At 60.9% G+C, this 25,221-nt stretch carries 18 protein-coding genes, 1 tRNA gene and 1 pseudogene; 11 read left to right on the top strand and 9 right to left on the bottom strand.

Annotation, left to right across the window (positions count from 1 at the left end; genetic code table 11):
* Positions 1-325: 325 nt before the first annotated feature.
* Positions 326-685, bottom strand: a complete 360-nt coding sequence (locus tag ACVW0B_RS12320) for a hypothetical protein (protein ID WP_414375464.1) — start codon at positions 683-685, stop codon at positions 326-328.
* 180 nt (positions 686-865) lie between these two features.
* Between ACVW0B_RS12320 and trpB the strand changes: the two genes are divergently transcribed.
* From trpB to lysS, 7 genes are all read left to right on the top strand, one after another.
* Positions 866-2,143, top strand: a complete 1,278-nt coding sequence (gene trpB, locus ACVW0B_RS12315; RefSeq protein WP_457411131.1) for a tryptophan synthase subunit beta — start codon at positions 866-868, stop codon at positions 2,141-2,143.
* A 70-nt stretch (positions 2,144-2,213) separates the two neighbouring features.
* Entirely contained in the window at positions 2,214-2,963 is a 750-nt protein-coding gene (locus tag ACVW0B_RS12310; RefSeq protein WP_457491818.1) for an AMMECR1 domain-containing protein, read from the top strand.
* Entirely contained in the window at positions 2,953-3,717 is a 765-nt protein-coding gene (locus tag ACVW0B_RS12305; protein WP_011433124.1) for a pantothenate kinase, read from the top strand. The genes ACVW0B_RS12310 and ACVW0B_RS12305 overlap by 11 nt, the downstream gene beginning before the upstream one ends.
* A gap of 53 nt (positions 3,718-3,770) precedes the next feature.
* Positions 3,771-4,907, top strand: coding sequence for a chorismate synthase (aroC, locus tag ACVW0B_RS12300; RefSeq protein WP_457491817.1), 1,137 nt, complete (start codon positions 3,771-3,773; stop codon positions 4,905-4,907).
* Positions 4,908-4,919: 12 nt separating this feature from the next.
* The gene (gene radA, locus ACVW0B_RS12295) at positions 4,920-6,314 is read left to right on the top strand and encodes a DNA repair protein RadA (RefSeq protein ID WP_457491816.1); all 1,395 of its coding nucleotides are present in this window, start codon (positions 4,920-4,922) and stop codon (positions 6,312-6,314) included.
* 314 nt (positions 6,315-6,628) lie between these two features.
* Entirely contained in the window at positions 6,629-7,453 is an 825-nt protein-coding gene (locus tag ACVW0B_RS12290; protein WP_457491815.1) for a Uma2 family endonuclease, read from the top strand.
* A gap of 59 nt (positions 7,454-7,512) precedes the next feature.
* Positions 7,513-9,048 (top strand): lysine--tRNA ligase, encoded by a 1,536-nt coding sequence (gene lysS / locus ACVW0B_RS12285; protein WP_457491814.1) that lies wholly within the window; start codon positions 7,513-7,515, stop codon positions 9,046-9,048.
* A gap of 93 nt (positions 9,049-9,141) precedes the next feature.
* On the opposite strand, the gene ACVW0B_RS12280 is transcribed toward lysS, so the two are convergent.
* From ACVW0B_RS12280 to ACVW0B_RS12260, 5 genes are all read right to left on the bottom strand, one after another.
* Positions 9,142-12,948 carry a tetratricopeptide repeat protein gene (locus tag ACVW0B_RS12280; RefSeq protein ID WP_457491813.1) on the bottom strand — a complete coding sequence of 1,269 codons (3,807 nt, stop codon included), beginning with the start codon at positions 12,946-12,948 and terminating at the stop codon, positions 9,142-9,144.
* Between the two features lie 158 nt (positions 12,949-13,106).
* A complete protein-coding gene (locus ACVW0B_RS12275) occupies positions 13,107-14,699 on the bottom strand; it encodes a copper resistance CopC/CopD family protein (RefSeq protein ID WP_457491812.1) in 1,593 nt (530 codons plus the stop codon).
* A gap of 17 nt (positions 14,700-14,716) precedes the next feature.
* Positions 14,717-15,310 (bottom strand): YcnI family protein, encoded by a 594-nt coding sequence (locus tag ACVW0B_RS12270; protein WP_457397589.1) that lies wholly within the window; start codon positions 15,308-15,310, stop codon positions 14,717-14,719.
* Between the two features lie 55 nt (positions 15,311-15,365).
* On the bottom strand, positions 15,366-15,665 hold the full coding sequence (locus ACVW0B_RS12265; protein ID WP_457397592.1) for a hypothetical protein: 300 nt from the start codon (positions 15,663-15,665) through the stop codon (positions 15,366-15,368).
* Positions 15,666-15,712: 47 nt separating this feature from the next.
* Positions 15,713-16,054, bottom strand: a complete 342-nt coding sequence (locus ACVW0B_RS12260; RefSeq protein ID WP_011433133.1) for a c-type cytochrome — start codon at positions 16,052-16,054, stop codon at positions 15,713-15,715.
* Between the two features lie 135 nt (positions 16,055-16,189).
* On the opposite strand from ACVW0B_RS12260, the gene dnaG reads away from it, so the two are divergent.
* Positions 16,190-18,130 carry a DNA primase gene (gene dnaG, locus ACVW0B_RS12255; RefSeq protein ID WP_457491811.1) on the top strand — a complete coding sequence of 647 codons (1,941 nt, stop codon included), beginning with the start codon at positions 16,190-16,192 and terminating at the stop codon, positions 18,128-18,130.
* A 140-nt stretch (positions 18,131-18,270) separates the two neighbouring features.
* Here the strand turns inward: dnaG and alaS are convergent, their stop codons facing one another.
* A complete protein-coding gene (gene alaS / locus ACVW0B_RS12250) occupies positions 18,271-20,925 on the bottom strand; it encodes an alanine--tRNA ligase (protein WP_457491810.1) in 2,655 nt (884 codons plus the stop codon).
* Between the two features lie 284 nt (positions 20,926-21,209).
* On the opposite strand from alaS, the gene ACVW0B_RS12245 reads away from it, so the two are divergent.
* Complete coding sequence (locus tag ACVW0B_RS12245) at positions 21,210-22,871, top strand: protein kinase domain-containing protein (RefSeq protein WP_457491809.1); 1,662 nt, start codon at positions 21,210-21,212, stop codon at positions 22,869-22,871.
* A gap of 254 nt (positions 22,872-23,125) precedes the next feature.
* Here the strand turns inward: ACVW0B_RS12245 and ACVW0B_RS12240 are convergent, their stop codons facing one another.
* Entirely contained in the window at positions 23,126-23,629 is a 504-nt protein-coding gene (locus ACVW0B_RS12240) for a hypothetical protein (RefSeq protein ID WP_011433137.1), read from the bottom strand.
* Positions 23,630-23,678: 49 nt separating this feature from the next.
* On the opposite strand from ACVW0B_RS12240, the gene ACVW0B_RS12235 reads away from it, so the two are divergent.
* Positions 23,679-23,752 (top strand) — tRNA-Asp (locus ACVW0B_RS12235).
* A 158-nt stretch (positions 23,753-23,910) separates the two neighbouring features.
* The gene (locus ACVW0B_RS12230) at positions 23,911-25,071 is read left to right on the top strand and encodes an aldo/keto reductase (protein WP_457491808.1); all 1,161 of its coding nucleotides are present in this window, start codon (positions 23,911-23,913) and stop codon (positions 25,069-25,071) included.
* Here ACVW0B_RS12230 and ACVW0B_RS12225 read toward each other — a convergent pair.
* A pseudogene (locus ACVW0B_RS12225) lies at positions 25,063-25,221 on the bottom strand (RNA-guided endonuclease InsQ/TnpB family protein); the annotation flags it as partial. The gene ACVW0B_RS12230 and the pseudogene ACVW0B_RS12225 overlap by 9 nt on opposite strands.

The following is a 25,221-nucleotide window of genomic DNA, read 5'->3' as shown; positions in this document are numbered from 1 at the left end:
CAACTCTTTGCCGCAAATCCAAAGAATGAGTCGGCATTCCTTTCTCTCCTTCCTCTTGAATACCTGTACCCTATTTTAAATTAAAAGGCTGTATCCTAAGCTCTCTCACCTCCAGCCCCTCTCCTAGAGGGACAGAATTTGGTTTGTCCAAGCTCTTTCCCAAAAGACAAAGGGAATAGGAATCCAAGTTTCACTGCCGTTGAGAATGGGTCGGTTGCGCCGCTTGTATCTGGGTGCCACTTGAAATAGTAGGTATAGCATCTTTTTCGAGAGTTTGAAATAAAATACCGATTTTTGGGCCACTATTTTGTTTTGTCGACCAAGTTTAAGTTTGCCGATCAACATCAGGGTTTTGGCCGGAGCGCAGCCGTTCGATTTCTTCTCTTGCCCGCTGGATAGCGCCGCAGTTGTCTACTGCTGCCCAGGTGGAGGCCAGAAACAGTCCGGGTAGGGAAACCTCTCCCTCGTCGTCGCTAAACAACACGCCAAGGAAGAAACACCAGCCCAGAAAAACCATCAAAGCTTTCCACCGCCGCGTGTAGAGGTAGGCTCCGAAGGCAAGCAGAATAGACAGAAGGATCACCATCCCCTCGGACTTTTGAGAAAGGGCATAGGTGCGCCGCACCTCTTCATCTCTGCGCTTTTGATCTTCTTGCTGGAGCAACTCTTGCAGATGCTTGTCCATAAGGCCGCCTCAAAATCGGACGGCCTTATCTTAAAAATCCTGGGAAGACCCTTGTTCAAAACAACTTTTCGGGATCCCACGGCAGAAGAAGAGAGGCGAGACTGGTCATCGCCCCTTCCTTCTGTAGAATGGGAAAGCCTCTCTCTAGTTGCAGGCTACAAGGCCCGGACGGACTCTGCCATGACCTCAGCTTCTTTTGCTTTTTCCCCTCGTGTTTTGGATCCCCTTGACCCACAGGTGCGTCCGGATCCCCAGGGGCGGTTTGGGCCGTTTGGGGGTCGGTTTGTGCCGGAAACCCTGATGAGCGCCCTGACAGAGCTGGAGGAAGCCTTTGAGCATCACTGGCGGGATCCCGATTTTCGCGCTGAGTTTCACAGCCTGCTGCGGGATTTTGTTGGGCGGCCCAGCCCTCTCTACTTTGCCCAGCGGCTAACCGAATACTACGGCGGCCCGCAGATCTACCTCAAACGGGAAGATCTCAACCACACCGGCGCCCACAAGATCAACAACGCCCTTGGCCAAGTGCTGCTGGCGGTGCGCATGGGCAAGCGGCGGATCATTGCCGAGACTGGCGCCGGCCAACATGGGGTGGCCACGGCAACCGTGTGCGCCCGCTTTGGCCTAGAATGCGTCATCTACATGGGGGCGCTGGATATGGAGCGGCAGGCCCCCAATGTGCAGCGGATGCGCCTTTTGGGCGCTGAGGTGCGGGGAGTGGAATCGGGCACGCGCACCCTCAAAGACGCCCTCTCCGAGGCCATCCGCGACTGGGTAACCAACGTGGAGACCACCCACTACGTCATCGGCACGGTGGCGGGGCCCCACCCTTACCCGAAGCTGGTGCGGGCCTTTCACGATGTCATTGGCCAGGAGACGCGGCAGCAGTGCCAGGAAAAATGGGGAGGGCTGCCGGATGTGTTGCTGGCCTGTGTGGGGGGTGGATCCAACGCGCTGGGGCTGTTCAACGAGTTTGTCCGGGATCCCCAGGTGCGGCTGATCGGCATCGAAGCCGCCGGAGAAGGGCTGCACACGCCCCGCCACGCCGCTACCCTCAACCGCGGTCGCATCGGGGTCTTGCACGGGGCGATGAGCTACCTGCTGCAGGATGAAGAAGGTCAGGTGCAGGAGGCCCACTCCATCAGCGCTGGCTTGGATTATCCTGGCGTGGGGCCAGAGCACAGCTACCTAAAAGAAATCGGGCGGGCCGAGTACTACGCGGTTACTGACGACGAAGCGGTGGAAGCGCTGCTGCTGCTGTCGCGCCTGGAGGGGATCATCCCCGCGCTGGAGACGGCCCATGCGCTGGCCTACCTGAAAACTTTGGCCCCACAGCAAGGACTCCGTCCCGCTAACGCGATCGGCCCTCAGCAGCGGGTGGTGGTCAACTGTTCTGGGCGCGGCGACAAGGATCTAAACACCGTTTTCAAGTATTTGCAGCAGCGGGGACGTAGCTTTTAGAGTACGGTTGTTGTGACCACCAACGGGATTCTCTTGGGTGTTCACCTGCCGAGTTCACTTCACGGTTCGATTGCTGGGTCTTCAAGGACTCCGTCCCGCTAACGCGATCGGCCTGCTCCTGGCTGCGGGGCTGGGCTTGTGGACGGGATCCCTGCCGCAGCCTTCTGAGACAACTGCCCCTGTTCCTCCGCCGGAGTCCATGGGTGCCTCGCACCGCTTACGGGATCGCACTGGCGGGACGGAGTCCGATTCAGAAGGGATCCCCTCTCCCAGCCGGCGACAACCTCTCCCTGACACCCTGCCGGCGCTGGCGCGTCAGGCCATTGCCTACTACTTCGCCACCGGCCAGGTGCTGCCACCTCCAGAGGAGATCCCGCCCCACTGGCGGCGCTCTGCGGGGGTTTTTGTAACGGTGAGTACAGAGGGTCGGCCCCGTGGCTGCTGGGGCAGCTTGGATCCCAGCGGCGAGGACCTGGTCAGGGCCACCATCCGGGCGGCGGTGGGGGCAGTCACCCGCGATTGGCGCTACGTACCTCTGCAACCCGGGGAGCTGGAGTCGGCCTCCATTCAGGTAGCCATTGTGCGGCGGGTGGTGCCCATTGCGTCGGCGGGACGGAGTCCTTTTGCCGCTGTGGAGCAGGTGGATCCCACCCGCATGGGCCTATTTGTCCGCTCTGGAACCCGGGGAGCGGTGTTGCTGCCAGGAGAGGCTTTGACGACAGAATGGCAGCTTGCTACCGCTAAGAGGTTGGCCGGGATCCCTGCCGACCAGCCGGTGGAGCTGTTTCGCGTGGAGGCAGAGCTGTTGCATGAGTTTTGAGGAGGGGGCAGATCTCAACGCTTCGCACTGTTGTCGTGAGTGGCTGGCAGCCGTGCTGGGCAACACTCACGTGCGCTGGGGTTGGTTTGTGGAGGAGACCCTGGTGAAGGTGGAGCGGTTTCCTGCTCACCAGCCCTTGTCCTGGCCGCAGCAGACAGAGCTGTGGCTGGCTCCTGTGGGCTCTGCCCCCCTGCCGCCAGCATCGCCCTGGGTGCATCAGTTGGAGCTGTCGCAGGTGCCGCTGCGGGATCCCTACCCAGGGCTGGGGCTGGATCGGGCCTTGGCCTTGTGGGCTGCCGGGATCCACTACGGCTGGCCCTGTTTGGTCATCGACGCGGGTACTGCCCTGACCCTCACAGGAGCTGACTCTGAAGGATCCCTGGTGGGAGGGGCCATCTTGCCCGGCCTGGGGTTGCAGGCGCAGGCGTTGGCTGATCACACAGCCCTGCTGCCCAAAGTGCAGTGGGATCCGCAGGATCCCTTGCCCCCTCGCTGGGCCAACGACACCGTGGCTGCCATCCGCAGCGGCATCCTCCACACCCTCTTGGCTGGCTTGCGCGAGTTCATTGCCGACTGGCGTCGCCGCTTTCCCCAAGGCCCCCTGCTGCTGACCGGCGGGGATGGGAAGTGGCTCCACCCTCACTTGGGCCCGCTTGACCCAGAGCTGCGCTGGGATCCCCACCTGGTGTTGCGGGGAATTGCCGGCTGCCGCCAGCTGCACCGCACTGCCCGCCACTCCCCTAGTGCAGAATAGAAAACAGTCTCTCCCAGCCGCCTGCGAGTAACGGCTTCTTGCTTGGGGATCCCATGGCCAACGGCAACTCCTTCGGTGTCCTGTTTTGCGTGACCACCTATGGCGAGTCCCACGGGGGGGCGGTGGGGGTGGTGGTGGATGGCTGCCCGCCGCGGCTGCCCTTGAGCGAGGCCGACATTCAGGCAGAGCTGGATCGGCGGCGTCCTGGCCAGAGCCCCATCACGACGCCCCGCCAGGAAGCGGATCGCTGCCAGATCCTCTCCGGGGTTTTTCAGGGCTTTACGCTGGGCACCCCCATCCACATCCTGGTGCGCAACCAGGATGCCCGCCCCCAGGACTACCAGGAGATGGCCACCACCTTCCGCCCTTCCCATGCCGATGCCACCTACCAGGCCAAGTACGGCATCCGCAACTGGCAGGGGGGCGGACGGGCCTCAGCGCGAGAAACCATTGGCCGGGTGGCTGCCGGGGCCATTGCCAAGAAGATCCTGCGCCTAGCGGCAGGGGTGGAGATCCTGGCCTACGTGCAGCGGGTAAAAGACGTGGAAGCCCAGGTGGATCCCGCTTCGGTGACGGCAGAGCAGATGGAAGCCAACATCGTCCGTTGCCCCGATCCAGAAGCGGCAGCAGCGATGATCCAAAAAATCGAAGAGGCGGCGCGGGAAGGGGATTCGCTGGGGGGAGTGGTGGAGTGTGTAGCCCGCCGGGTGCCGCGCGGGCTGGGATCCCCGGTGTTTGACAAGCTGGAGGCCGACTTGGCCAAGGCGGTGATGTCCCTGCCAGCCAGCAAGGGGTTTGAGATTGGCTCGGGGTTTGCCGGCACCTACCTGACGGGCAAGCAGCACAACGACGAGTTTTACATGACCCCCGGCGGCTGGCGCACCCGCAGCAACCGCTCCGGCGGCATCCAGGGGGGCATCAGCAACGGCGAAGACATCGTCCTGCGGGTAGCCTTTAAGCCCACTGCCACCATTCGCCAGCCTCAAAACACCGTCACCCTCAATGGGCAAGAGACGGTTTTGGCGGCGCGGGGACGCCACGATCCCTGTGTCTTGCCGCGGGCAGTGCCGATGGTGGAGGCGATGGTGGCCCTGGTCCTCTGCGACCATCTGCTGCGCCACCACGCCCAGTGCGGATCCCTGGTCTTGCCGGAGGTGCCCCTCCCTGTCGCCGCTGCTCCCCAGGCCTAGGAGTCCCCGGATATGGCCAAGGCCAAAACCGTCTGGGAGTGCAGCCAGTGCGGCGAGCGCTATGCCAAGTTTTTGGGCCGCTGCGACCATTGCGGCGCCTGGAACACCCTGACGGAAGTGGTCGTCGCCCCAGCGGCCAAGTCCCCACGGGCCCAAGCCCTCGCTCCTAGGTCCAACCGCGCCAATGGGATCCCTCGGTCGGCCCTCCCCCTCTCCCAGGTCTCCTCAGATCGCCACCCTCGCCTCTCCTCCGGCTATGGCGAGTTTGACCGGGTGTTGGGAGGTGGCATTGTGCCGGGATCCCTGGTGTTGATTGGCGGGGATCCGGGCATTGGCAAGAGCACCCTGCTGCTGCAGAGCGCTGCCCACCTGGCGAAGAGCGGAGCCATCTTGTACGTGTCGGGGGAGGAATCGGCTCAACAGATCAAGCTGCGCGCCGAACGGCTAGGGGTAGAAAGCGAGCAGCTCTACCTGTTGGCAGAAACCGATCTGGAGGCCATTGTGGCGGAGATTCAAGCTCTGCAACCGCGGGTGGCGGTGATCGACAGCATCCAAGCCATCTTCTGGGGGCAGCTCACCTCAGCACCGGGATCCGTTTCCCAGGTGCGGGAATGCACCGGCCTGTTAATGCGGCTGGCCAAAAAACTGGGGGTGGCTCTGCTGATTGTAGGCCATGTTACCAAAGACGGATCCCTGGCCGGGCCGAAGGTGCTGGAGCATTTGGTGGACACGGTCTTGTACTTTGAGGGGGATCGCTTCCAAAGCCACCGCCTATTGCGCGCCGTCAAAAACCGCTTTGGGGCAGCCCAGGAAATGGGTGTTTTTGAGATGACCGCCTCTGGCTTGGTGGAGGTGGAGAACCCCTCGCAGCTTTTTTTGAGTAGCCGGGATCAGGCCATGCCCGGAACAGCCACCATCGTTGCCTGCGAGGGCACCCGCCCCTTGGTGGTGGAAGTGCAGGCCCTAGTCAGCCCCACCAGCTACAGCTCCCCCCGCCGCACCTCCACCGGCATTGAAATCAACCGCTTTTTGCAGATCTTGGCTGTGCTGGAAAAACGGGTGGGGATCCCGCTTTCCAAATACGATGCTTACATCGCCTCTGCCGGCGGCATTCAGGTAGCCGAGCCAGCTGCCGACTTGGGGGTAGCAGTGGCCGTGGCCGCCAGCTTCCGGGATCGCCAAGTGGATCCTTTTACAGTCCTGATTGGCGAAGTGGGGTTGGGAGGACAGGTGCGCCCGGTGGCCCAGTTGGAGCAGCGCTTGAAAGAAGCCAGCAAACTGGGGTTTCGCCACGCCATCATCCCCAACAGCCCTGTGTTGTCGGATCACGGCCTGCGCCTGAGTCGGGTGCAGCGGGTGTTGGAAGCCCTGCTGGTGGCTGTGCCCGGTTCCCAGAGCGCAGAGTGAACATCCCCTTGCCTTCCACCCGTCGCCGGCTGCTGGGCTCTGCTGCGCCTATCTCCAAAGGCCAAGCAAGGACTCCGTCCCGCTAACGCGATCGGACTCCGTCCCGCTAACGCGATCGGACTCCGTCCCGCTAACGCGATCGGACTCCGTCCCGCTAACGCGATCGGCATCCGCTGCTTCGGTGGCATGTCCATCATGTTCCCGAAAACTTTTGTTACCCTCGAAAAAGGCTACGCCTGCTGGGCAAACAGCTCAGCAGCCTTAGCTGAGCCCTAGTCCGTAGTTAGCAACACCAGCAAGGGATCCCGGTGAGCATGGTTTCCGCACCCTCCAGCCCAGTCCAGCCCTCGATGCCAGAGACGGCATTTCCTCCGCCACCGGATAAAGGCTACACCCGCTGCGCGAACAGCGACCTGGTCATCGAGGATGATGAGCCCGCGGACAGCATTCACTCGGAGAAGCTGCAGCGCCTGCTCACCGGTGCCCTCTACACCTCATTCCAGCCCAAGGCCGAAGACACGGGGGAGCTGATCCCCTTTTTGGCCACGGCCAATGTCGGTCTGTTCTATGCCCTCAAACTGCCTCCCCTGATGCCCGATGTGACGCTCAGCCTGGAGGTGGCTCCCCCCGCCAGCTTTGAGCGCAAGGAAGATCGCACCTACCTGGTCTGGGAGATGGGTAAGCCGCCGGATGTAGTCATCGAGATTGTCTCCAACCGCAAAGGGGAAGAGCTGGGCCGCAAACTCAAAGACTATGCCCGTGCCGGCGTGAGCTACTATGGGGTCTACGATCCCTTGCGGCAACTAAGGGAACTGCAGGGATCCCCTCTGGCCCTTTTTCAGCGGCGGGGAGGTGAATTTGTCCCCTTCGAGTCCACCTGGCTGGAGGATATCGGGTTGGGCTTGACCCTCTGGCAGGGATCCTTCGAGGGCGTGAACACGGAATGGCTACGCTGGTGTGATCGGGAAGGGGAGGTGTTGCCCACCGGGGAAGAGAAGGCTGCTTTGGAACATCAACGGGCCGAAAGAGAACACCAACGGGCCGAGGCAGAGTATCAACGCGCCGAAAGAGAACGCCAGCGGGCTGAAGCCCTTCTGGAGCTGCTGCGTTCCCACGGGATCGCGCCGCCGGAAGCCTGAAAAGGGGATCCCGCCCCTGATGGGGCTTTCATTGTCCTGTCCATTGCCTATCCACTGCCATGTCCACTCTCCCCAGCAGCAGCGAAGTTGCCCAGCGGGCCGCCCGATTGGAAAAAGCCCAACACCTGCGGGAACAAGGGATCCCGCCCTATGCCTATTCTTTTCCTGTTACCCATCTGGCTGCCGAGCTGCAGGAGCAATTTGCCGACCTAGAGCCCGGCGGCGAGCGGGAGGATGTGCAGGTGGCGGTGGCCGGGCGGATCCGGGCGCGGCGGGTCATGGGCAAGCTGGCTTTCTTTACCCTTCAGGATCGCTCTGGCACCATCCAGCTTTACCTGGAGAAGCAACGGCTGACGGAGCATATGGGGGAGTTGGCCTTCAAGAACTTGGACAAGCTCATCGACGTGGGCGATTGGCTGGGGGCCAAGGGCTGCCTCAAGCGTACCGAAAAAGGGGAATTGTCGGTGCGGGTGGATGAATACCAAGTGCTGACCAAGGCCCTGCTGCCCCTGCCGGACAAGTGGCACGGCCTGCGGGATGTGGAGAAACGCTACCGCCAGCGCTACGTCGATCTCATCGTCAACCCTGAGGTCAAGCAGACCTTGCTCGACCGCGCCCAGATCATCCGCTCCCTGCGGCAGACTCTGGAAGAGCGAGGTTTTGTGGAAATTGAGACGCCAGTGTTGCAGGTGATCCCCGGCGGGGCGGAGGCGCGGCCTTTTGTTACCCACCACAACGCCCTGGATCTGGATCTCTACTTGCGCATTGCCACCGAGCTGCACCTGAAGCGGCTGGTGGTGGGCGGGATCGAGCGAGTCTATGAAATTGGGCGGGTCTTTCGCAACGAAGGCATTTCCACCCGCCACAACCCGGAGTTCACCTCTCTAGAGGCCTATCAAGCCTTCGCCGACTACCACACCATGATGGAGCTGACGGAAACCCTGGTCTGCAACGCCGCCCTGGCGGTGCGGGGATCCCTGCAGCTCACCTACCAAGGGGAAGCCATCGACCTCACCCCTCCCTGGCGACGGGTGACGATGCAGGAGCTGGTGGAGGAGGCCACTGGCATTTTCATCGATGTGGAAAAGGGATGCCCTGAAGAGCTCTTGCCGGCCTTGGCCGCCCAAGGGATCCCCAATCTCTCACCCCAGGACTCCCCCGGCCAGTTGCTGGTCAAAGCCTTTGAGCACTGCTGCGAGAGCCGCCTGCGCCAGCCCACCTTTGTTCTGGACTACCCCCTGGATGTGTGTCCCCTCACCAAGCCCCACCGCAGCAAACCGGGGTTGGCCGAGCGCTTCGAGCTGTTCATCGTTGGGCGGGAGACGGCCAACGCCTACTCCGAGCTCACCGATCCGGTGGATCAGCGGCAGCGGCTGGAGGCCCAGGCAGCCCTGAAGGCAGCCGGAGATGAGGAGGCCCACTTTCTGAATGAAGACTTCCTCACGGCCTTGGAATATGGCCTGCCCCCCACCGGCGGCCTGGGCGTGGGGATCGACCGCTTGGTGATGCTGCTGTGCGACGCTCCCAGCATTCGCGATGTCATTGCCTTTCCGCTGCTGCGGCCCGAGACGGGAGAAGTGGCGGAGGAGGCTTGAGCCGATCCCTCTAACTGTCCATTCAAATCCCATCGATTTCTAAGAGAGGTTGGAGGTGGCCGCGGCGACGGCGCAGAGCCTTTGGGAAGTGTCTCAACCTATTTTGAAATAACTAGCGATAACGTCTTCCAAAAGCCGACCTTCGTACCCTTGCATCTGGAGGGCAGCCTGGAAATCCTGGCAGGCTCTCTGCCAATCCCCAAGGGCAGTCCGGGCCAGGGCGCGGTTGAGGTGGGCCTTGAGGTGGCAGGGATCCCTATCGCTCGCGTCAGCAGTGCAGAGTGTTATGGCTTGGTCGTAGTCGCGGATGGCCGCCGAGAAATCCCCCTGTTGGGCATAGGCCCAGCCGCGGTTGTTCAAAACCCAGACCCGCTCCTGGGGATCCAGCTCCAGTTGCAGCAGTCGGGTGTAGTCTTCTATCGCTTTGTCCGTCTGTCCCTCGCCATCCCACAGGAGAGCTCGGTGGAGCAAAGCAGAGTGCTCCTGAGGGTTCAAGGCCAGGGCCTGCGTGTAGTCGGCAATGGCCAGCTCAGGGCAATTGGCCTGCCGGTGTAGATCCCCCCGTTGACGGTAGGCCAGGGCAGCATCGGCCACCCCCCAGTTCTGGTCGAGGCTCAGAGCTTGGTTGAGATCCGCCAATGCCGCCTCTTGATCCCCCAAAGCCAGATGCACCCTTGCCCGCAAAGCAAAAGCCTGAGAAGCCTGCGGTTGCTGCTGGATCAGCGCCGTGAAATCGGCCAACGCCCCAGCCAGATCCCCCCTCTCTTGGCGACACAAGCCCCGATACAACAGGGCTTCGGTGACCAGCACTTCTGGATCCCCTGGGCTGGCCAGCTCCAAGACCCGATCCCAATCGGCTATTGCCCCCTCCAGGTTGTGGCGCAGGCGGCGGACTTGGGCCCGCTTCAGGTGGGCCTCCAGATAGAGCTGCCGGGACTGTTCCCCGTCTTGGGCCTCTTCCTGGATGACTTGGTCGAAGTCGGATTCAGCCTGCGCGTAGTACCCCAGCTCCAAGGACTCCGTCCCGCTGACGCGATCCTGCTCCGCACGGTTGGTAGGGCCATCGGTGCCGCGCACCGCCAACGCCAACAACAGAGAGCCGCGGGCCAAGCGGGCCATCCTGTGTTGGGGATCCCGCTGCAGCAGACGGTTTAGATCTTGCAAGGCCGCTTCGGTCTGACCCAACTGCTGCAGGGCTTGTCCTCGGTGCCACAGCGCTTCCCTGTGGTCAGGATCCTGCTGCAAAACCCGGCTGAGATCCTGAATGGCGGAATCCCAGTTGCCCACCTGTCCATGGGCCATGCCCCGTCCCAGCCAAGCCGTCCAGTCCTGAGGATCCTGCCGCAACACCTCGTCGTAGTCGGCAATGGCCTCTGGCCACCGGCCTAGCCGTCGGCACAACTCAGCTCGCTCTTGGCGCAGATCCCGCCGTTCCGGCTGCAAGCGCACCGCCTCGTTCAACTGCTCCAAGGCCGCCTGCAGATCTCCCGTCTGGATTTGGGCCCGCGCCAGATCTCGGCGGATATCCGCCTCGGCCACTGCCACCCCCAGCGCCAAAGCCTGGTGGTAATCCTGGATGGCCCCCAGCCCATCTCCCAGAGCAGCCCGCACTTGGCCGCGATGGAAATAAGCCAAGCCCGACTGAGGATCCCCTTGCAGAGCTTGGTCGAAATCGGCCAGCGCTCCCTGCCAATCCCCCAGCCGTTGCCGTGCCATACCGCGGCGCAGATGGGCATTAACCAGCAGCTCCGGCCCGCGTGGGATCCCCCACTGCAACACCTGCGAGAAGTCCTCACAGGCTGCCGGCCAATCTTCCCGCTCAGCATGGAGTTGGCCGCGGTTGAAGTAGAGCTGAGGGTTCTGCGGATCCCGCTCCAGGGCAGCCGTGTAATCCTGCAGAGCCGCCAGGGGATCCCCCAGCAGCCAATGGATTCGCCCGCGGCTGCTGTAGGCACTGGCATCTTGGGGATCCAGAGCGATGGCCTGGCTCAAGTCCGACAAAGCCGCTTCAATGTTGCCCAAGTCCAGGTGGGCAATGCCCCGGTTGAGGTAGGCTTTGGCCATTTGGGGATCCAGCTCCAAGGCGCGGTTGAAGTCTGCCAGAGCGCCGCCGGGATCCCCCAGCCCCTGACGGGCCAAGCCCCGGCAGAGATAGGCCCGCGACAGGTTGGGATCCAGACGGAGAGCCTGTTCACAATCGGCCAGCGCCGGCTCCAGGGTGTTGCTGCTCAGGTAGGCCATGGCCCGCTGCAAGTAGAGATCCGCCTGGGCTGCCGCCTCTGCCTCAGGTAGCTCAGTGGCTTCAGTAGCCCGCAGCGATATGGCCTGAGAAAAGTCTTCAACAGCCCCCTGGGGATCCCCCAACGCTTGCCGGGCCAGGCCCCGGTGGTAATAGGCTTTGCCGTGGCGAGGATCCAACTGCAGCGCTTGGGTGTAGTCCTCGACGGCCCCTTGCAAATCTGACAACTGGACCCGCGCCACTCCCCGGTTGAAGTAGGCTTCCCCGTCCTGAGGGTCCCGCTTGATCACCTCGGAAAAATCGGCTGCTGCCCCCTGCGCATCTCCCAGATGGCCGCGCACCACGCCGCGGTTGAAATAGGCCCGCACATCTTCCGGGTTGAGCTCAATGGCCCGCGAATAGTCTTCGATGGCCTGCTGCTGCTGATTGAGTTGCCGGTAAGCATTGCCACGGTTGTAGTAGGCCACCGCCCATTGTGGGTTGAGGCCGAGAGCCTGGGTGTAGTCGGCAACAGCTCCCTCGTAGTCCTCCAGCCGGTAGCGGGCAATGCCGCGGTTGAAATAGGCGCGGGCGTCCCCTGCCAGTTGAATGACTTGGGTGTAATCTGCGATGGCCCCTGCCAAGTCCCCACTTTTGTAGCGGGCGCTGCCCCGCTGGCTGTAGGCGCGGCTATTTTGGGGATCCAATTGAATGGCCAACGTACAGTCGGCAATCGCCCCCTGGAAATCCCCTTGGCGGGCTTTCTCCTGTCCGCGGGCCAACAGGCGCGTCACCAAAACCTGATCCACATCCACCGAAACATCGCCGAGCGTCGCCTCTTGGGGAAAAGGCAACAGGGGCCGCAGCGCCTCCAACACTTCAGCAGCGGACTGGAAGCGCTCTTGCCAGTGGGGGCAGATCAGGCGATCCAAAATCTCGGCCAGCTCCTCGCTGACCTGAACCAAATCCCGCCAGAGCAGTTGGCCGGTGCGGGGATCATCCCGGATCTTGTGGGGGGGACGACCGGTGAGGGCTTGGATGGCCAACACCCCTACGGAGTACAGGTCGCTGCAGGGCTGGGGCTTGCCGTTGAGCTGTTCGGGCGCCATGTAGCCAACCGAGCCAATCACGGTCGCCAACTGGGTTTGGCCGGGGGCATGGCTGACCAACCGCCCCACTTCCTTGACCGCCCCGAAGTCGATCAACACCAACTTGCCATCGGCATCGCGGCGCATCAGGTTGGCCGGCTTGATATCCCGATGGACGATCTGGTGGGCGTGTACATGGCGCAGGATCTCCAAAATATCCCACAACAGTTTCAAAACCTCGGCCTCGCTCAGCGGCTTGCCCGGGATCAGCTCCTGGCTGAGATCATGCCCGGCAACAAACTCTTGCACCAAGTAAAAATCCTGATCCTGCTCGAAGTGGGCCAAAAGGCGGGGCACCTGGTCGAAGTGGTTGAGCCGGTTGAGAACCTTGGCTTCCCGTTCAAAGAGCTTGCGAGCCGTGGCCAACGTATAGGGATCCGTGGAGAGGGGGCGAAGGCGCTTGACGACGCAAGGGCTATCGAAGGTGTCTTGATCCACCGCCTTGTAGGTTACGCCAAACCCTCCTTCCCCGAGGGGATGGAGAATGCGATAGCGTCCCCTGAGCACACTTCCCGCTCTGATCTTGTCTTCCATAGCCAAGCCAGTCGCCTGAGCGGAGCAGCCTTTTGCCACTACGAGCTGGCTCGATTCTGCCACAGGCCGACGCCCTTGGGCGGAGCAACCCACAGCTCCTATCCAGGGTCTTTTTCTGCTTTTTCTTTTCGCGATCTTCAATGTCTGTAACAATTCAGTCAGAGAGAAACCGCGATCTGACCTCGCCGCTCTTCAAAATCGCTGATCAGCAGTCTCACCTCGATCTGCCATTCCCCCGCCAGGGCTAGGGGCACATTTTCCACCACAAATTGGCCAGGCCCATCCGGCGCTACAGTGCGGCGTAGAGGGGGGATCCCCTGTTCTGGCAGGGAAAACCCAAGGGTCAATTCCTGAGCCGGGACTCCCTTCACCTCAGCCCGAATTTGATTTTCCCCAGGACGACAGGGCAGAATCCTCAGGTGCAGGCTGCCTTCCGGCCAGTTCAAGCTCTCTTCACAACTGGTCTGCCAACCTGATTCCAGGGGGGATCCCATGCCCTGCCTCCCATGACTGGGGGGAGCCTGGGCCACCAGGAAGCTGGTCAAGGCCAGCACCAGCATCAGCCCCACCAACTCCAGGCGGACGATCCGGCGCAGCGACCGGCCCACCGTCTGCCCACCCTGTTGCAATGCCGGCACCAGCCGAAACTTGTTGTGGGCGCCCAACCCCACCATCATCAGCACCAGCAGCAGCTTGGCCCAGAGATACTGGCCGTAGGGATGATCCCAGTCCCAGCCGCGGTGGATCCCACCCATCCCTACCCCCGCCAGGATAAGCCCCGGTACCGCCCAGGTGGCCACGTCAGAAAACCGTTGGATGATGCCTACAGATGGGTAGGGAGCAGATTCCTTGCCCAGCAGGCGCTCCAGCCCCCACAACCCTCCCAACCAGAAAGCTGAACCGGCCAGATGCAGCCCCAGCAGCGCCATTGTCCCCATCGGATGCTCACTGGTGAGAGCATGGCCAATGGGCAAAAAGGAGCCGAGCACCAACACCGACCCCATACCGCTGGCCCAGACGGCACCTCCCTCACAGGCCCAGATCAGGATCCCCAGCCCCACCAGCCGCAGCCCTGTACCCCAACCGTAGGGAGAAAGCATCACACGCAGCAGCTCTCGCCCATTGAAGTGGGGGTAAAGCTGGGCCAAATGCAAACCGAAGGCCACCGCGGTCAAACTGAGGGTGATCCAAGCTGTCGCAAAAGCCCAAGATCCGGCCTCGGCGTTTAACCGCCCCCGCAACAGTCGCCACCAGCCCAGCACCCCCACCACAAAAAGGCTGCCCAAGTAGATCCCCCAGCGTACCCCCACCAGCGGCCAGTACAAGGGATCCCTTCCTTGAAGCTGGGTCGCCCTCACCGTCTGAACTCGCTCCGGATCCGCTCCCACCAGGAAAACAAACGAACCGCTTACCGGATGGGAATCGGCAGAAATGGCCCGCCAACTGACGATGTAAACCCCCTCGGGGATCCCCTGCGGCAAATCCCCCTGCGGTGCCTCACCCCTGGTCACCCGATTTTCCAAGGGCAGAGCTCGTCCGTTGCTGTCTAAAACCTGGAGCTGTGTGATCTGCACCGGCTCATTGAAAACAAGCCGCACCTGGGCCGGAGCTTCCTGCAGCACCGCCCCATCCTCTGGGAAGGTGGAGAGCAAGCTGGCATGGGCAAAAGCGGGCTGGATCCCGGCCACCCACAGCAAGGCGCAGAGGATCCCAGACCAAATCCAAGCAAAACCCCTTTTGGGATGAAACATGCTCCTAAGCAGACCGCTTAGCGGGTACCGTGTCCATGGCCGTGCCCATGGCCTTGACCGTGACCCTGTCCACTGTCTCCACCTGTCAGCTTCAGCAGCGGAGCCGGCTCCGGCAAACTGTTGGGATCCTCGCCAGGCTGAGCCACCTGAATCCAGCGGTACATGCCCTGCTCGCACTCCTGAATCACTGGGATGGGGATGACCTCGCCGGGCCGATCCGGCAGCTTGGCGCGGATGCTGAACTCATCCATGAACTCATCGGGCAGCGAGCCGCCGCTCCAGATCACCTCGGCAACCGTTTCGGTAATCATCTTCCCATGCGACTCATAGGGGGTCTCCAGCGGCTTTTTGACCGTCTCGATTTTCCACAGGGGATGCACCATCGGCTTCACAGAGACGAATCCCTCTGGGATCTGCACCCGCAGGCGAACGGTCGGGGATCCATCGCAGCCATGGGGCACCCGAAAGGTGAGCTTAGCATAGCTGCCCGCCGGGGCTTCTTTGGGATGGACGGTGACATGAGCCCAAGCGGAAGAAAGAGGCAAAAAGCTCATGCCCAAAGCCAGCAGAGATTTCTTGGCCAGGGTCAAGTAACTTTGCAGACTGAACATTGCCAATGCTCCTTACAAAACTGTGCAGAAAATGCAGAGCCATTCGCCAAGACCTCTAAGGATGGCGATGGGATCCGTGGGATTCCGTTACGCTCATGCTGTGCTGTCCCCAACTGGAGAGGCCCATCGACACCAGGCCGGCACTGGCCAAGCCCATCGACACCAGCCCGAACGAGAGCGCTCCCATAGCCACCAGGCCGATAGAGAGGATGCCGTGGGTCACCACGCCGATGGCCACCACCCCATGGGCGGAAATGCCCACCGCCACCAAGCCATGGGCTCCCACGCCAACCGACAGGATTTTGCGGCGGGATCCCTGTCCTTCACATCCCTGCTCGTGAGGCAGCCGCTCCACTGGTCTCCCCTGGAGCAGGGCTGGATCTTGAGTCCTCTCTTTGGACACTAGCCTCTACTCCAGTTGTGCTCAGCGCGATCCAAAACGTAGGCCGCCACTGCCTCGATCTCCTCCGGCTTGAGGATCTTGGCAAAAGCCGGCATGGCTCCTTTGCCGTTTCTCACTTGGGCCTGGATCAGCTCAGGGGTGTCTACGTGGTACTCATGAAGAGCCGCCAGAGAAAGGTTTTTCGCTGCCACCAAAGTGTTGCGCCCGTTCAAGTGACAACCCACACATTTGGCCTGAAAGACCTTGGCTCCCAAGGCCAAATCAGGCTCAGCAGAAGCCATTTGCGGGCCTAAAAAGAGGGCAAATACTGCCACCAAAAGCCCGATAAAAAGGTTGATCATTCGCATTTTCATCTCAGGGACTGACCGAAAACTAGCCTTTAAGGCCCGCCCATTATCCCAAGCCCGTTGGGCCAGGTCAAAAGACAGCCTGTCGAGTTTCCCCCGGCTACTATAAGGTCAGGATCCCCTGCAGCCATGAGCGGTCTGCCCCCCGATTTCATTCAGTTGGTGCGCCAAAAGGCCGACCTCGTGGAAGTGGTGGCCGAAAAAGTGGTGCTGCGCAAGCAGGGGAAGAACTTCGTTGGGCTTTGCCCTTTCCACAACGACCACAAACCCAGTTTTCAGGTCAGCCCCAGCAAGCAGATCTACAAGTGCTTCTCCTGCGGGGCAGGGGGAGATGTGCTGCGCTTTGTCATGCAGACCGAGCATCTTCCCTTTGCCGAGGCCGTGCGCCACTTGGCCCGGCGCTACCACATCCCTCTGCCCACTCGCCACACCGAGACACAGCCCTTGGGATCCCTTGATGAGCGGGAACTCTCCCACCGGGAAAAGCTGCTGGAGATTTTGGCCATGGCTGCCGATTTTTATCGGCATGCCCTCCGATCCCAGCTAGGATCCGCCGCCCGCCAGTACCTGCGCAGCCGCCACCTGAGCGAAGAAACTTTGCAAAAATTTCAAATCGGCTTTGCTCCCCCCGGCTGGCAATCTCTCTACGAATACTTGGTCAACCACAAGCGCCAACCGGTCAAACTTTTAGAAGAGGCTGGATTGCTGGTTCCCCGCCAGCAGGGATCCGGCCACTACGACCGCTTTCGCAACCGGATCATGCTGCCCATTTTCGATGTGCAGGGGCGGGTGATCGGGTTTGCCGGCAGAGCCTTGGGGGAGTCAGGACAGCCCAAGTACCTCAACTCTCCAGAAACAGAGCTCTTCAACAAAAGCCAGGTGGTCTATGGCCTCAACTTTGCCCGCGATGCCATTGCCAAAGCCGATCAAGTCTTGGTGGTGGAAGGCTATTTCGATGTCATCGCCCTGCATCAGGCGGGGGTTGCCTATGCCGTAGCCGCTATGGGCACCGCTTTGACGCCCCACCAGGTGAAGATCCTGCTGCGCTACACCCAATCGAAGCGGCTGATCCTCAATTTTGATGCGGATCGGGCCGGTTTGAACGCCGCCAACCGAGCCATTGAAGCCGTTGAAGAACAAGCGCGGCGCGGAGAAATTGAGCTGCGCATTCTCACCCTTCCTGAGGGCAAAGATGCCGACGAGTTTTTGCGGGAGCACAGGGGCTCCGCCCCGCTGACACCAGCGGTTGCTGAACTGCAAACCCTGATCGAGCAAGCTCCCCTGTGGCTGGATTGGCGAATTGAACAGGTGTTGGCCGGTCGGGATCTGAGCCGGGCCACCGATTTTCAGCAGGCCCGTCAAGCCCTTGTGCAACTGCTGGCCGGTTTGGGTGGACAGTGGCGCTCTTTGTATTTGCACAAAGTGGCAGAACTGCTCAGTCGGGGCAATGGTCGCCTCAGTCGAGATTTGGAAGAAGACCTGCGCCGAGCCGTGCGGCAGTACCGCTGGGCCAAACCCCAGCAACCTTCCCTCAATAAGGGATCCAAACTCTTGCAATCTGAGTCCCATCTTTTGCAGATCTTTCTGCATTTTGGCGAGTATCGCCACGAAATTCGGCAAACTTTGCTGGAGCGAGAGCTGCAATTTAGTTTTCGCCCCCACCGGGAGCTGTGGCAGCGGATCTTGGAGCTGATCTCGGCACAGCCGGAGCTGGAAGACCGGGGAGAGACTTTGCTGACGGCTTTGCGCACCCTCTGTGCCCAAGATGAGCAGCTCAACGAGCGCCTCAGCCATCTGCTTTGGCTGGACGAAAACACCCGCGTAGCCCTGATGCGTCCACGGATGGTGGTGCGGGCCGCCATTGCCAACATGGAGCTGGAAATTCGCCAGAAGCGCTACCGCTACTGGACCCAACTGTGGGATCAAGCCTTTTCCGAAGGCAACACTGCCCTGGCCGCCCAGTACCAGGCCAGCATCCAGCAGGAATACCAAGCGATTCAGGCGCTGCAGCGGCAGGTGCAACTGAGCCTGGAAGACATGTCGGAAACCCCACTGGCCGAAGATTTATAGTCATTTCGATTTAAACCTAAACCCATAACCCCATACGCGGCCAGAAGGCTTCTCTCTATAGCCCGAGTGTCTCACCCTAAACTGAACAGACTGTAGTGGCTGATGGACGGCCTGTTGGTGCTCAAAGGGGCTTCGCTCCCCTAGCGCGAGATCAGCTCCGCTTGCAACCGCTCCCGGGCCACCTGCAAAGCCTCTGCCAATTTCTCCGGCTGTTTGCCCCCAGCTTGGGCCAAGTTGGGCCGTCCGCCGCCGCCCCCTCCGGTGAGTTTGGCAATCTCGCCGATGAAGGATCCCGCCTTCAGGCCAAGTTGCTGCACCGCAGGGCTAAAGGCAGCCACCAGGCTGACCTTACCGGCTTCCGGCACCGATCCCAGCACCACTGCCCCTTCCCCCAGCTTGGAAAGCAGATGCTCGGCAGCGGTTTTGAGGGCCTCAGGGGTGGTGGATCCCAGCTCGGCCACCAGCACCTTGAGATCTGCGACGGCAACCGCCTGGGCCAGCAGACCTTCGGCCTGTAGCAAGGCCAACTGGCTGCGCACCTCTTCCAGTTCCTTCTGGGCAGCTTTCAGCTCCGCCTGTAGGGCGGCAACCCGCTCCGGCAGTTCCTGGGGCTTGGCTTTAAATTGAGCGCTCAGCTCCCGCACCACCCTGTCCCGTTCGTTCAGGTATTCCAGCACAGCCGGCCCGGCCACGGCCTCGATGCGGCGGATCCCAGCAGCCACTCCCGTCTCGGCGATGATCTTGAACAGGCCAATCTCAGCGGTGTTGTTGACGTGGGTGCCGCCACACAGCTCCATCGACACCCCCGGAAAGTCGATTACCCGCACCTCGGCGCCGTATTTTTCCCCGAACATGGCCACGGCACCTCTGGCTTTGGCTTCGGCCAGGGGCATGATCGCCACTTGAGCAGCATGGGCCTCGGCAATCCAGGTGTTCACCAAGTTCTCGATCTGTTCCAGCTCCTCAGGGGTGACTGGCCGGGATAGGGTGAAATCAAAGCGCAGCCGGTCAAAAGCCACCAGGGATCCCGCCTGACCAATCGAGGGATCGACAATTCTTTTCAGGGCTGCCTGCAGCAGGTGGGTGGCGGTGTGGTGGGCTTGGGCGCGCCGCCGACAGGCCAGGTCGATTTGGGCTTGGACGGGATCCCCCACCCGCAGGATCCCGCGTTCCACATGGCCAAAGTGAACGAACAGATCCCCTTGCTTTTGCACATCTTCAACGCGCACCAGCAGGCCGTCCCCAGAAAGGTAGCCCCGGTCGCCAATTTGCCCGCCGGACTCGGCGTAGAAGGGCGTGCGATCCAAAACGATCTGCACTGCCTGCCCTGCCTCCACTTGGGGCACCGATTTCCCCTCGACCAACAGGGCCTCGACCACGCCGCGGGCGGAAGATTGGCTGTATCCCAAAAACTCCGTTTGGCTGAGGAAATCCGCCAGCTCGTCCAGGGATCCCTGGGCCGTGAGATCGATGGTTTGGTGGGCGGCGCGGGCCCGCTGCCGCTGTTTCTCCATCTCTTGCTCAAAGCCCTCCAGATCCACGCTGAAGCCGTGTTCCTGGGCAATTTCTTGGGTTAGCTCCAGCGGAAAACCGTAGGTATCGAAGAGCTTGAAGGCGTCGGCGCCGGAGATCTGCTTTGGCGAGCTGCTGTCACGGCGGGAAGATTCGACGGCAGTAAACAAATCCAGCAGTAGCCGTTCCCCCCGCTCCAGGGTTTTGAGAAACTGCTCTTCCTCCCGTTGCAGCTCGGTCTTGATCAGGGTTTCTCGCTCCCGCACCTGAGGATAGGCAGCCTCGGCCAACTGAATCGCGGTCTCGATTACCGGGATGGTGAAGGGCTCGCCAATCCCCAGCAATCGCCCGTGGCGCACCATTCGCCGGATCAGCCGCCGCAGCACATAGCCCCGATCCACATTGGAAGGAAGCACCCCATCGGCAATCAAATGCATCACTGCCCGCGCGTGATCCCCGATCACCTTCAGGGAGATTTGCTGCTCCGGGTCGGCCTTGGAGTAGTTCAGCCCGGCGATCCCAGCCGCCGTCTGAATGATGGGAAAGATCAAGTCTGTCTCGTAGTTGTTGGGCACCCCCTGCAACACCTGGGCCAACCGCTCCAACCCCAGGCCGGTGTCGATGTTTTGCTTGGCCAGCGGCATCAGGTGACCTTCGCTATCCCGGTTCAGCTCCATGAACACCAGGTTGTAGATCTCCAGAAAGCGGGAGTCATCCTCCAAATCGATCCGCTCATCCCCCAGCTCCGGCTTGAAGTCGTAGTAAATCTCAGAACAAGGGCCACAGGGGCCGGTGGGGCCGGCAGCCCAGAAATTATCCGCCTCTCCCATGCGCTGGATGCGGTGGGCCGGGATCCCTATCTCATCTCGCCAGAGGGCAAAAGCCTCCTCATCTTCGCGAAAGACGCTCACCACCAGCCGTTCCGGGGGCAGGCCGAACACCTCCGTCACCAGCTCCCAGGCCCAGGCAATGGCCTCTTTTTTGAAGTAGTCGCCAAAGCTGAAGTTGCCCAGCATCTCGAAGAAGGTGTGGTGGCGCGCCGTTCGGCCCACATTCTCGATGTCGTTGGTGCGCACACATTTCTGGGCCGTTGTAACCCGTGGGTACTCCGGATCCCGTTGCCCCAGGAAAATGGGCTTAAAGGGCAACATGCCGGCAATGGTCAGCAGCACCGTTGGATCTTCCGGCACCAAGGAGGCGCTGGGCAACACCTGGTGGCCCCGCTGGGCGTAGAAGTCCAGAAAAGTTTGCCGAATGGCGGCACCGGAAAGCGCTGGAAACATGACAGGCGAAGATGGCTGTATTCATCAATTCTAAGTTTTCCCTCTGCAGGGCAGTCCAGCCCTTGTTGTTCTCCTCTGTTCCACCAAACCCCATCCGCCGAAAACCTAAGCGATTTGTCCGATTAACCTCAGGGCGGGCAGACGCTAAGATCAGCCTATCTGAGGCAGTTGTGCAAGATTTGTTTCTTCTTGGTCTAACCTGTATGTATCTCTCACAACTTGCCTGCCAACTTCTTGGCTCCGTCTCGGTTGTCCGGATCGCCAGCCGGTAACCCCAAACTGGTATGCCCACTTGCTACTGCCTTAACCCTGCCTGTTTGCACCCGGAAAACCCGGCGGATGCCTCTACCTGTGCCTCTTGTGGCCATCCCCTCCTGCTGCGCAATCGCTACCGGGCCTTCAAGCGCATCGGCCAGGGGGGATTTGGCTCTACCTTTTTGGCGCGGGATGAGGACATGCCCTCCAAACCTTGGCGGGTGATCAAGCAGTTGCGCCCGGTCGAGGGATCCCCGCAACTGGCCAAGCTGGCGGAGGAGCTCTTCAATCGCGAGGCCCAAGTGTTGGAGCGCCTGGGCGAACATTCGCAGATCCCCAAGCTCTACGCCCACTTTCAGGAAGGCGGCAAGTTCTACTTGGTGCAGGAATTTATCCAGGGCACCACCCTCTCCCAAGAAATGCGTCGCAATGGGCCCTTTTCCGAAGAACAAACCCGGCAGGTGATGCAGGAGGTGCTGCTGATCCTCAGCTATGTCCACAGCCAAAACACGGTTCACCGAGACATTAAACCCGCCAACCTGATTCGTCGCAAAGAAGATGGTCGATTGGTGCTGATCGACTTTGGGGCCGTCAAGCAGCTCGGCCCAGGCCAGGATTCGGCAGAAGAGGCGACGGCCATTCGCTCGCTGGGCTTTTCTCCCCCAGAGCAAGTAGCCGGCCAGGCGGTCGGTCCCTCTAGCGATCTCTATGCCTTGGCTGCCACCTGCATCAACTTGATGACGTTGGAATCTCCGGCCAAGTTTTATAACCATGAAACGGGACAGTGGGATTGGTCGGATTGCCTGCAGCTCAGCCCGGAATTCGACGCCATTCTGCACCGCATGTTGCAGCCGGCCATCAATCAGCGCTTTGCCACCGCCACCGAGGTCTTGCGGGCGTTGCAAGGGATCCCGGTGGAAGAGGCAGGCGGCCCGATCTCTCAGCCGATTGTGTTGCCCAGCTCTCCCCTGTCTGCCAATCCCAGCACATCGGTGATCTCCGGCTACTGGGCCAAGCGCCGCTCAGGTGGTTTCTCGCCCACACCCCTACCTCAGTTCACTGCAGGGGGAATGACAGCCAGCAGCCCGCTATCCATCCCCTCTGAGTGGGGGAGCACCACCGGTTTTACCCAACTGGGCCGAGCCAGCAGCATCACAGGCAGCGGACGGATCAAGCCGGCTACCCCACCGCGGATCCCTTCCATGGCGGGGGCCGATCTACGGGGCAAGTCCTTTGCCAACCAAAACCTAGCCGGCTATGATTTGCGCCAGGCCGATCTGCGGGGGGCCGATTTCTCAGGGGCCAACTTGCAGGGGGCGGATCTGCGCGGCATCCTCTTCAACACCCCTCAACCCTACTGGCTGCGGGTTTTGATCCAACTGTCTGGATCGGCCAAAACATTGGGAGGGATCCTGACAGGCTTGGGGGGGCTGCTGGGCTCAGGGATCCTGGCCTTTTTGCTTGTCCGCCTGACCACGGGCAATTTGGTTTATGCGTTAGGAGCGGCTGGGATCGCCTTGGTGGTGGCCAGCTCGGTGATCTGGTCGATGGGCGGTGGGGTTCGTTTGGCTCGATACCCAGAAGAAAAGAGCAAGCGCTTCACCAACTTTTGCAAAGCAGATCTGCGAGGGGCACAGATGGACGAGAAGCTGCGGAAGTTTGCCCGTCGGCAGGGAGCCATTTTGAGCTGACGCAGGGCGGACTGCGGATCTGGCGGATCTGGAATTTTGCGTTGCGATCTTTAACTTTAATAGTTTTAATAGTTTTATAGTTGTTTCAGGTTAGGATGAGACGCCTGGGCTACTGCTCGCGCCAGCGGGACGGAGTCCTATCGCGCCGGCGGGACGGAGTCCTTAGAAAAGCCTTCTGGCCCTCCGCATTCAACGCTTTGTCCTAGTTTGAATCGAAATGACCACAAAACCATAAAAGAGAAAAGTTCAAGAGCTCAAGCCATTGAAGGGGGTGGAGAGGCCCATCTGCGAAGAGACCGGTTGACCTGTTCCGTCAGAGCTCGGCAGGCTACGGTTTTGCCCTGTTGCCGATCCCCAGCTTGGTCGTAAAAGACGATGCCATCGGCCCGAGAAAGGCCCAACGCCAAGAACAACAGCTCCAAGACCCCAAAAGAAGCGGTCTCCAGCTCCGGCGCTCGATCCTTAAGCTCTGCCAGCGTGGTGTGGGCATCTTCCAGGTGGCCGAAGGCCGGGATCCACAGATGGGTCGTCGGCTGGGATCCCTCTGAGGATGAGTCGCCAGCAGCAGGATCCTCGACCACCCGCACCGTCAGCCAGCCGCCATCGGGGTAGCGCAAGGTGGTGTATTGCAGGTGATCCAGGTGTTGGGCCACCTGAGTGAGCACATCCGCCACCTGTTGCATCGCCGCCGTTGGGATCCCATTTTGCGGAGCGGTATCCACAAGGGTTGCGGCCTGTGCTGCCAAACTAACCACCATGATTGACAACAATCCTCGTCCACATCCAGAATAGATATTCGCAGCGATTGGGGCTGTAGTTCAATTGGTTAGAGCACCGCCCTGTCACGGCGGAAGTTGCGGGTTCGAGCCCCGTCAGCCCCGTACTCCTAAAACACTCTAGCTTAGTCGCTCTCCTGCAGCCTCATATCTCCAGACTGATCTGATTTCTGATGGAGACTGCTGCGCAACGCGGTTGGCCTGGGGTTTAAGCTTCGGCGGTGGGGCCACTCTAAAATGGGGCTTAGTCCAGGGGAAAAACCATGCAGTATCGCAGATTTGGGCGTACCGAGCTGTCTATGCCCGTGCTGAGCTGTGGTGGCATGCGCTATCAACACAGTTGGCAAGATACTCCTTGGTCAGGGATCCCAGCGGCAAGCCAGCAGAACCTGGAGGCGACGATTCGCCGGGCCTTGGAGGTGGGCATCAACCACATCGAAACTGCCCGCGGCTATGGCACTTCTGAAATGCAGTTGGGCCGCATTTTGCCGCTCTTTCCCCGGCAAGATCTGATTGTGCAGACGAAAATTGGCCCCAGCGCCGACCCGCAGCAGTTCCTGGCCAAGTTCGAGCAATCGATGAGCTACCTGAACCTCGATTATGTGGATCTGCTGGCCATCCACGGGTTGAATACCTGGGAAGACTTGGAGCACAGCCTGCGTCCAGGGGGGTGTCTGGAGGTGTGTCAGCGCCTGGTACGGCAGGGGCGGGTGCGTTTTGTCGGCTTCTCCACCCATGGGCCGACGGAGTTGATCGTGGAAGCCATACGGTCAGGGGGCTTCGATTACGTCAACCTGCACTGGTATTTTGTCAACCAGACCAACTGGCCTGCCATTGAGGCCGCCGCTCAGCAGGATATGGGGGTATTCATCATCAGTCCCTCGGATAAGGGGGGCAGGCTTTACGATCCGCCCGCCAAGCTGGTGCAGTTGTGCCAACCCCTCAGCCCGATGATCTTCAACGACCTGTTCTGTCTGTCCCATCCCCAGGTTCACACCCTCAGCATTGGGGCGGCCCGACCCAGCGATTTTGATGAGCACCTGCAGGCGGTGGAGTTATTGGATAGGGCTGATGAGCTGTTGCCGCCGATCCTGGCCCGCCTAGAGCAAGCTTTGATCGAGCAGGTGGGAGAGCACTACGCCAAAACTTGGCACCAGGGCCTGCCTCGCTACGACCAAACCCCCGGACAAGTGAATATCCCGTTCATTCTGCTGCTGCGCAATTTGGTCTTGGCCTATGACTTGGTGGACTATGCCAAGAGCCGTTACAACCTGTTGGGCAATGCCGGCAGTTGGCTCCCCGGCCAGCGGGCAGACAAGGTGGATGCCGAAGCCCTGCGACCTTATCTTATCCACAGCCCCCACCGCGACCGGATCCCGGCTTTGTTGCAAGAAGCCCATCGCCTGCTGATACATTTACGCTGAACACTGCTGAGCATTACTGCTCAACGGTGCAGCGATAGCATTCTGTCCATTGCTGAACAGAACGGCGGTATCCCGCAAAGCTCTGAGCATAACACCCAGAGCGCCTTGCCAATCTCGTGGTAGCCTATGGTTGCACTTGGGGCATCTAAA

Source organism: Thermostichus sp. MS-CIW-23, assembly GCF_054059455.1.
Note: the sequence above shows the minus strand (reverse complement) of the source record. Positions and strands in the feature narration are given on the sequence as shown.

What these genes read in the sequence shown, in the direction of transcription:
- ACVW0B_RS12260 (WP_011433133.1), bottom strand. Translation starts at nt 16,054, where the DNA reads ATGATCAACCTTTTTATCGGGCTTTTGGTGGCAGTATTTGCCCTCTTT.
- radA (WP_457491816.1), top strand. Translation starts at nt 4,920, where the DNA reads ATGGCCAAGGCCAAAACCGTCTGGGAGTGCAGCCAGTGCGGCGAGCGC.
- ACVW0B_RS12275 (WP_457491812.1), bottom strand. Translation starts at nt 14,699, where the DNA reads ATGTTTCATCCCAAAAGGGGTTTTGCTTGGATTTGGTCTGGGATCCTC.
- alaS (WP_457491810.1), bottom strand. Translation starts at nt 20,925, where the DNA reads ATGTTTCCAGCGCTTTCCGGTGCCGCCATTCGGCAAACTTTTCTGGAC.
- dnaG (WP_457491811.1), top strand. Translation starts at nt 16,190, where the DNA reads ATGAGCGGTCTGCCCCCCGATTTCATTCAGTTGGTGCGCCAAAAGGCC.
- lysS (WP_457491814.1), top strand. Translation starts at nt 7,513, where the DNA reads ATGTCCACTCTCCCCAGCAGCAGCGAAGTTGCCCAGCGGGCCGCCCGA.
- ACVW0B_RS12280 (WP_457491813.1), bottom strand. Translation starts at nt 12,948, where the DNA reads ATGGAAGACAAGATCAGAGCGGGAAGTGTGCTCAGGGGACGCTATCGC.
- ACVW0B_RS12240 (WP_011433137.1), bottom strand. Translation starts at nt 23,629, where the DNA reads ATGGTGGTTAGTTTGGCAGCACAGGCCGCAACCCTTGTGGATACCGCT.
- ACVW0B_RS12305 (WP_011433124.1), top strand. Translation starts at nt 2,953, where the DNA reads ATGAGTTTTGAGGAGGGGGCAGATCTCAACGCTTCGCACTGTTGTCGT.
- trpB (WP_457411131.1), top strand. Translation starts at nt 866, where the DNA reads ATGACCTCAGCTTCTTTTGCTTTTTCCCCTCGTGTTTTGGATCCCCTT.
- ACVW0B_RS12320 (WP_414375464.1), bottom strand. Translation starts at nt 685, where the DNA reads ATGGACAAGCATCTGCAAGAGTTGCTCCAGCAAGAAGATCAAAAGCGC.
- aroC (WP_457491817.1), top strand. Translation starts at nt 3,771, where the DNA reads ATGGCCAACGGCAACTCCTTCGGTGTCCTGTTTTGCGTGACCACCTAT.
- ACVW0B_RS12245 (WP_457491809.1), top strand. Translation starts at nt 21,210, where the DNA reads ATGCCCACTTGCTACTGCCTTAACCCTGCCTGTTTGCACCCGGAAAAC.
- ACVW0B_RS12290 (WP_457491815.1), top strand. Translation starts at nt 6,629, where the DNA reads ATGGTTTCCGCACCCTCCAGCCCAGTCCAGCCCTCGATGCCAGAGACG.
- ACVW0B_RS12270 (WP_457397589.1), bottom strand. Translation starts at nt 15,310, where the DNA reads ATGTTCAGTCTGCAAAGTTACTTGACCCTGGCCAAGAAATCTCTGCTG.
- ACVW0B_RS12230 (WP_457491808.1), top strand. Translation starts at nt 23,911, where the DNA reads ATGCAGTATCGCAGATTTGGGCGTACCGAGCTGTCTATGCCCGTGCTG.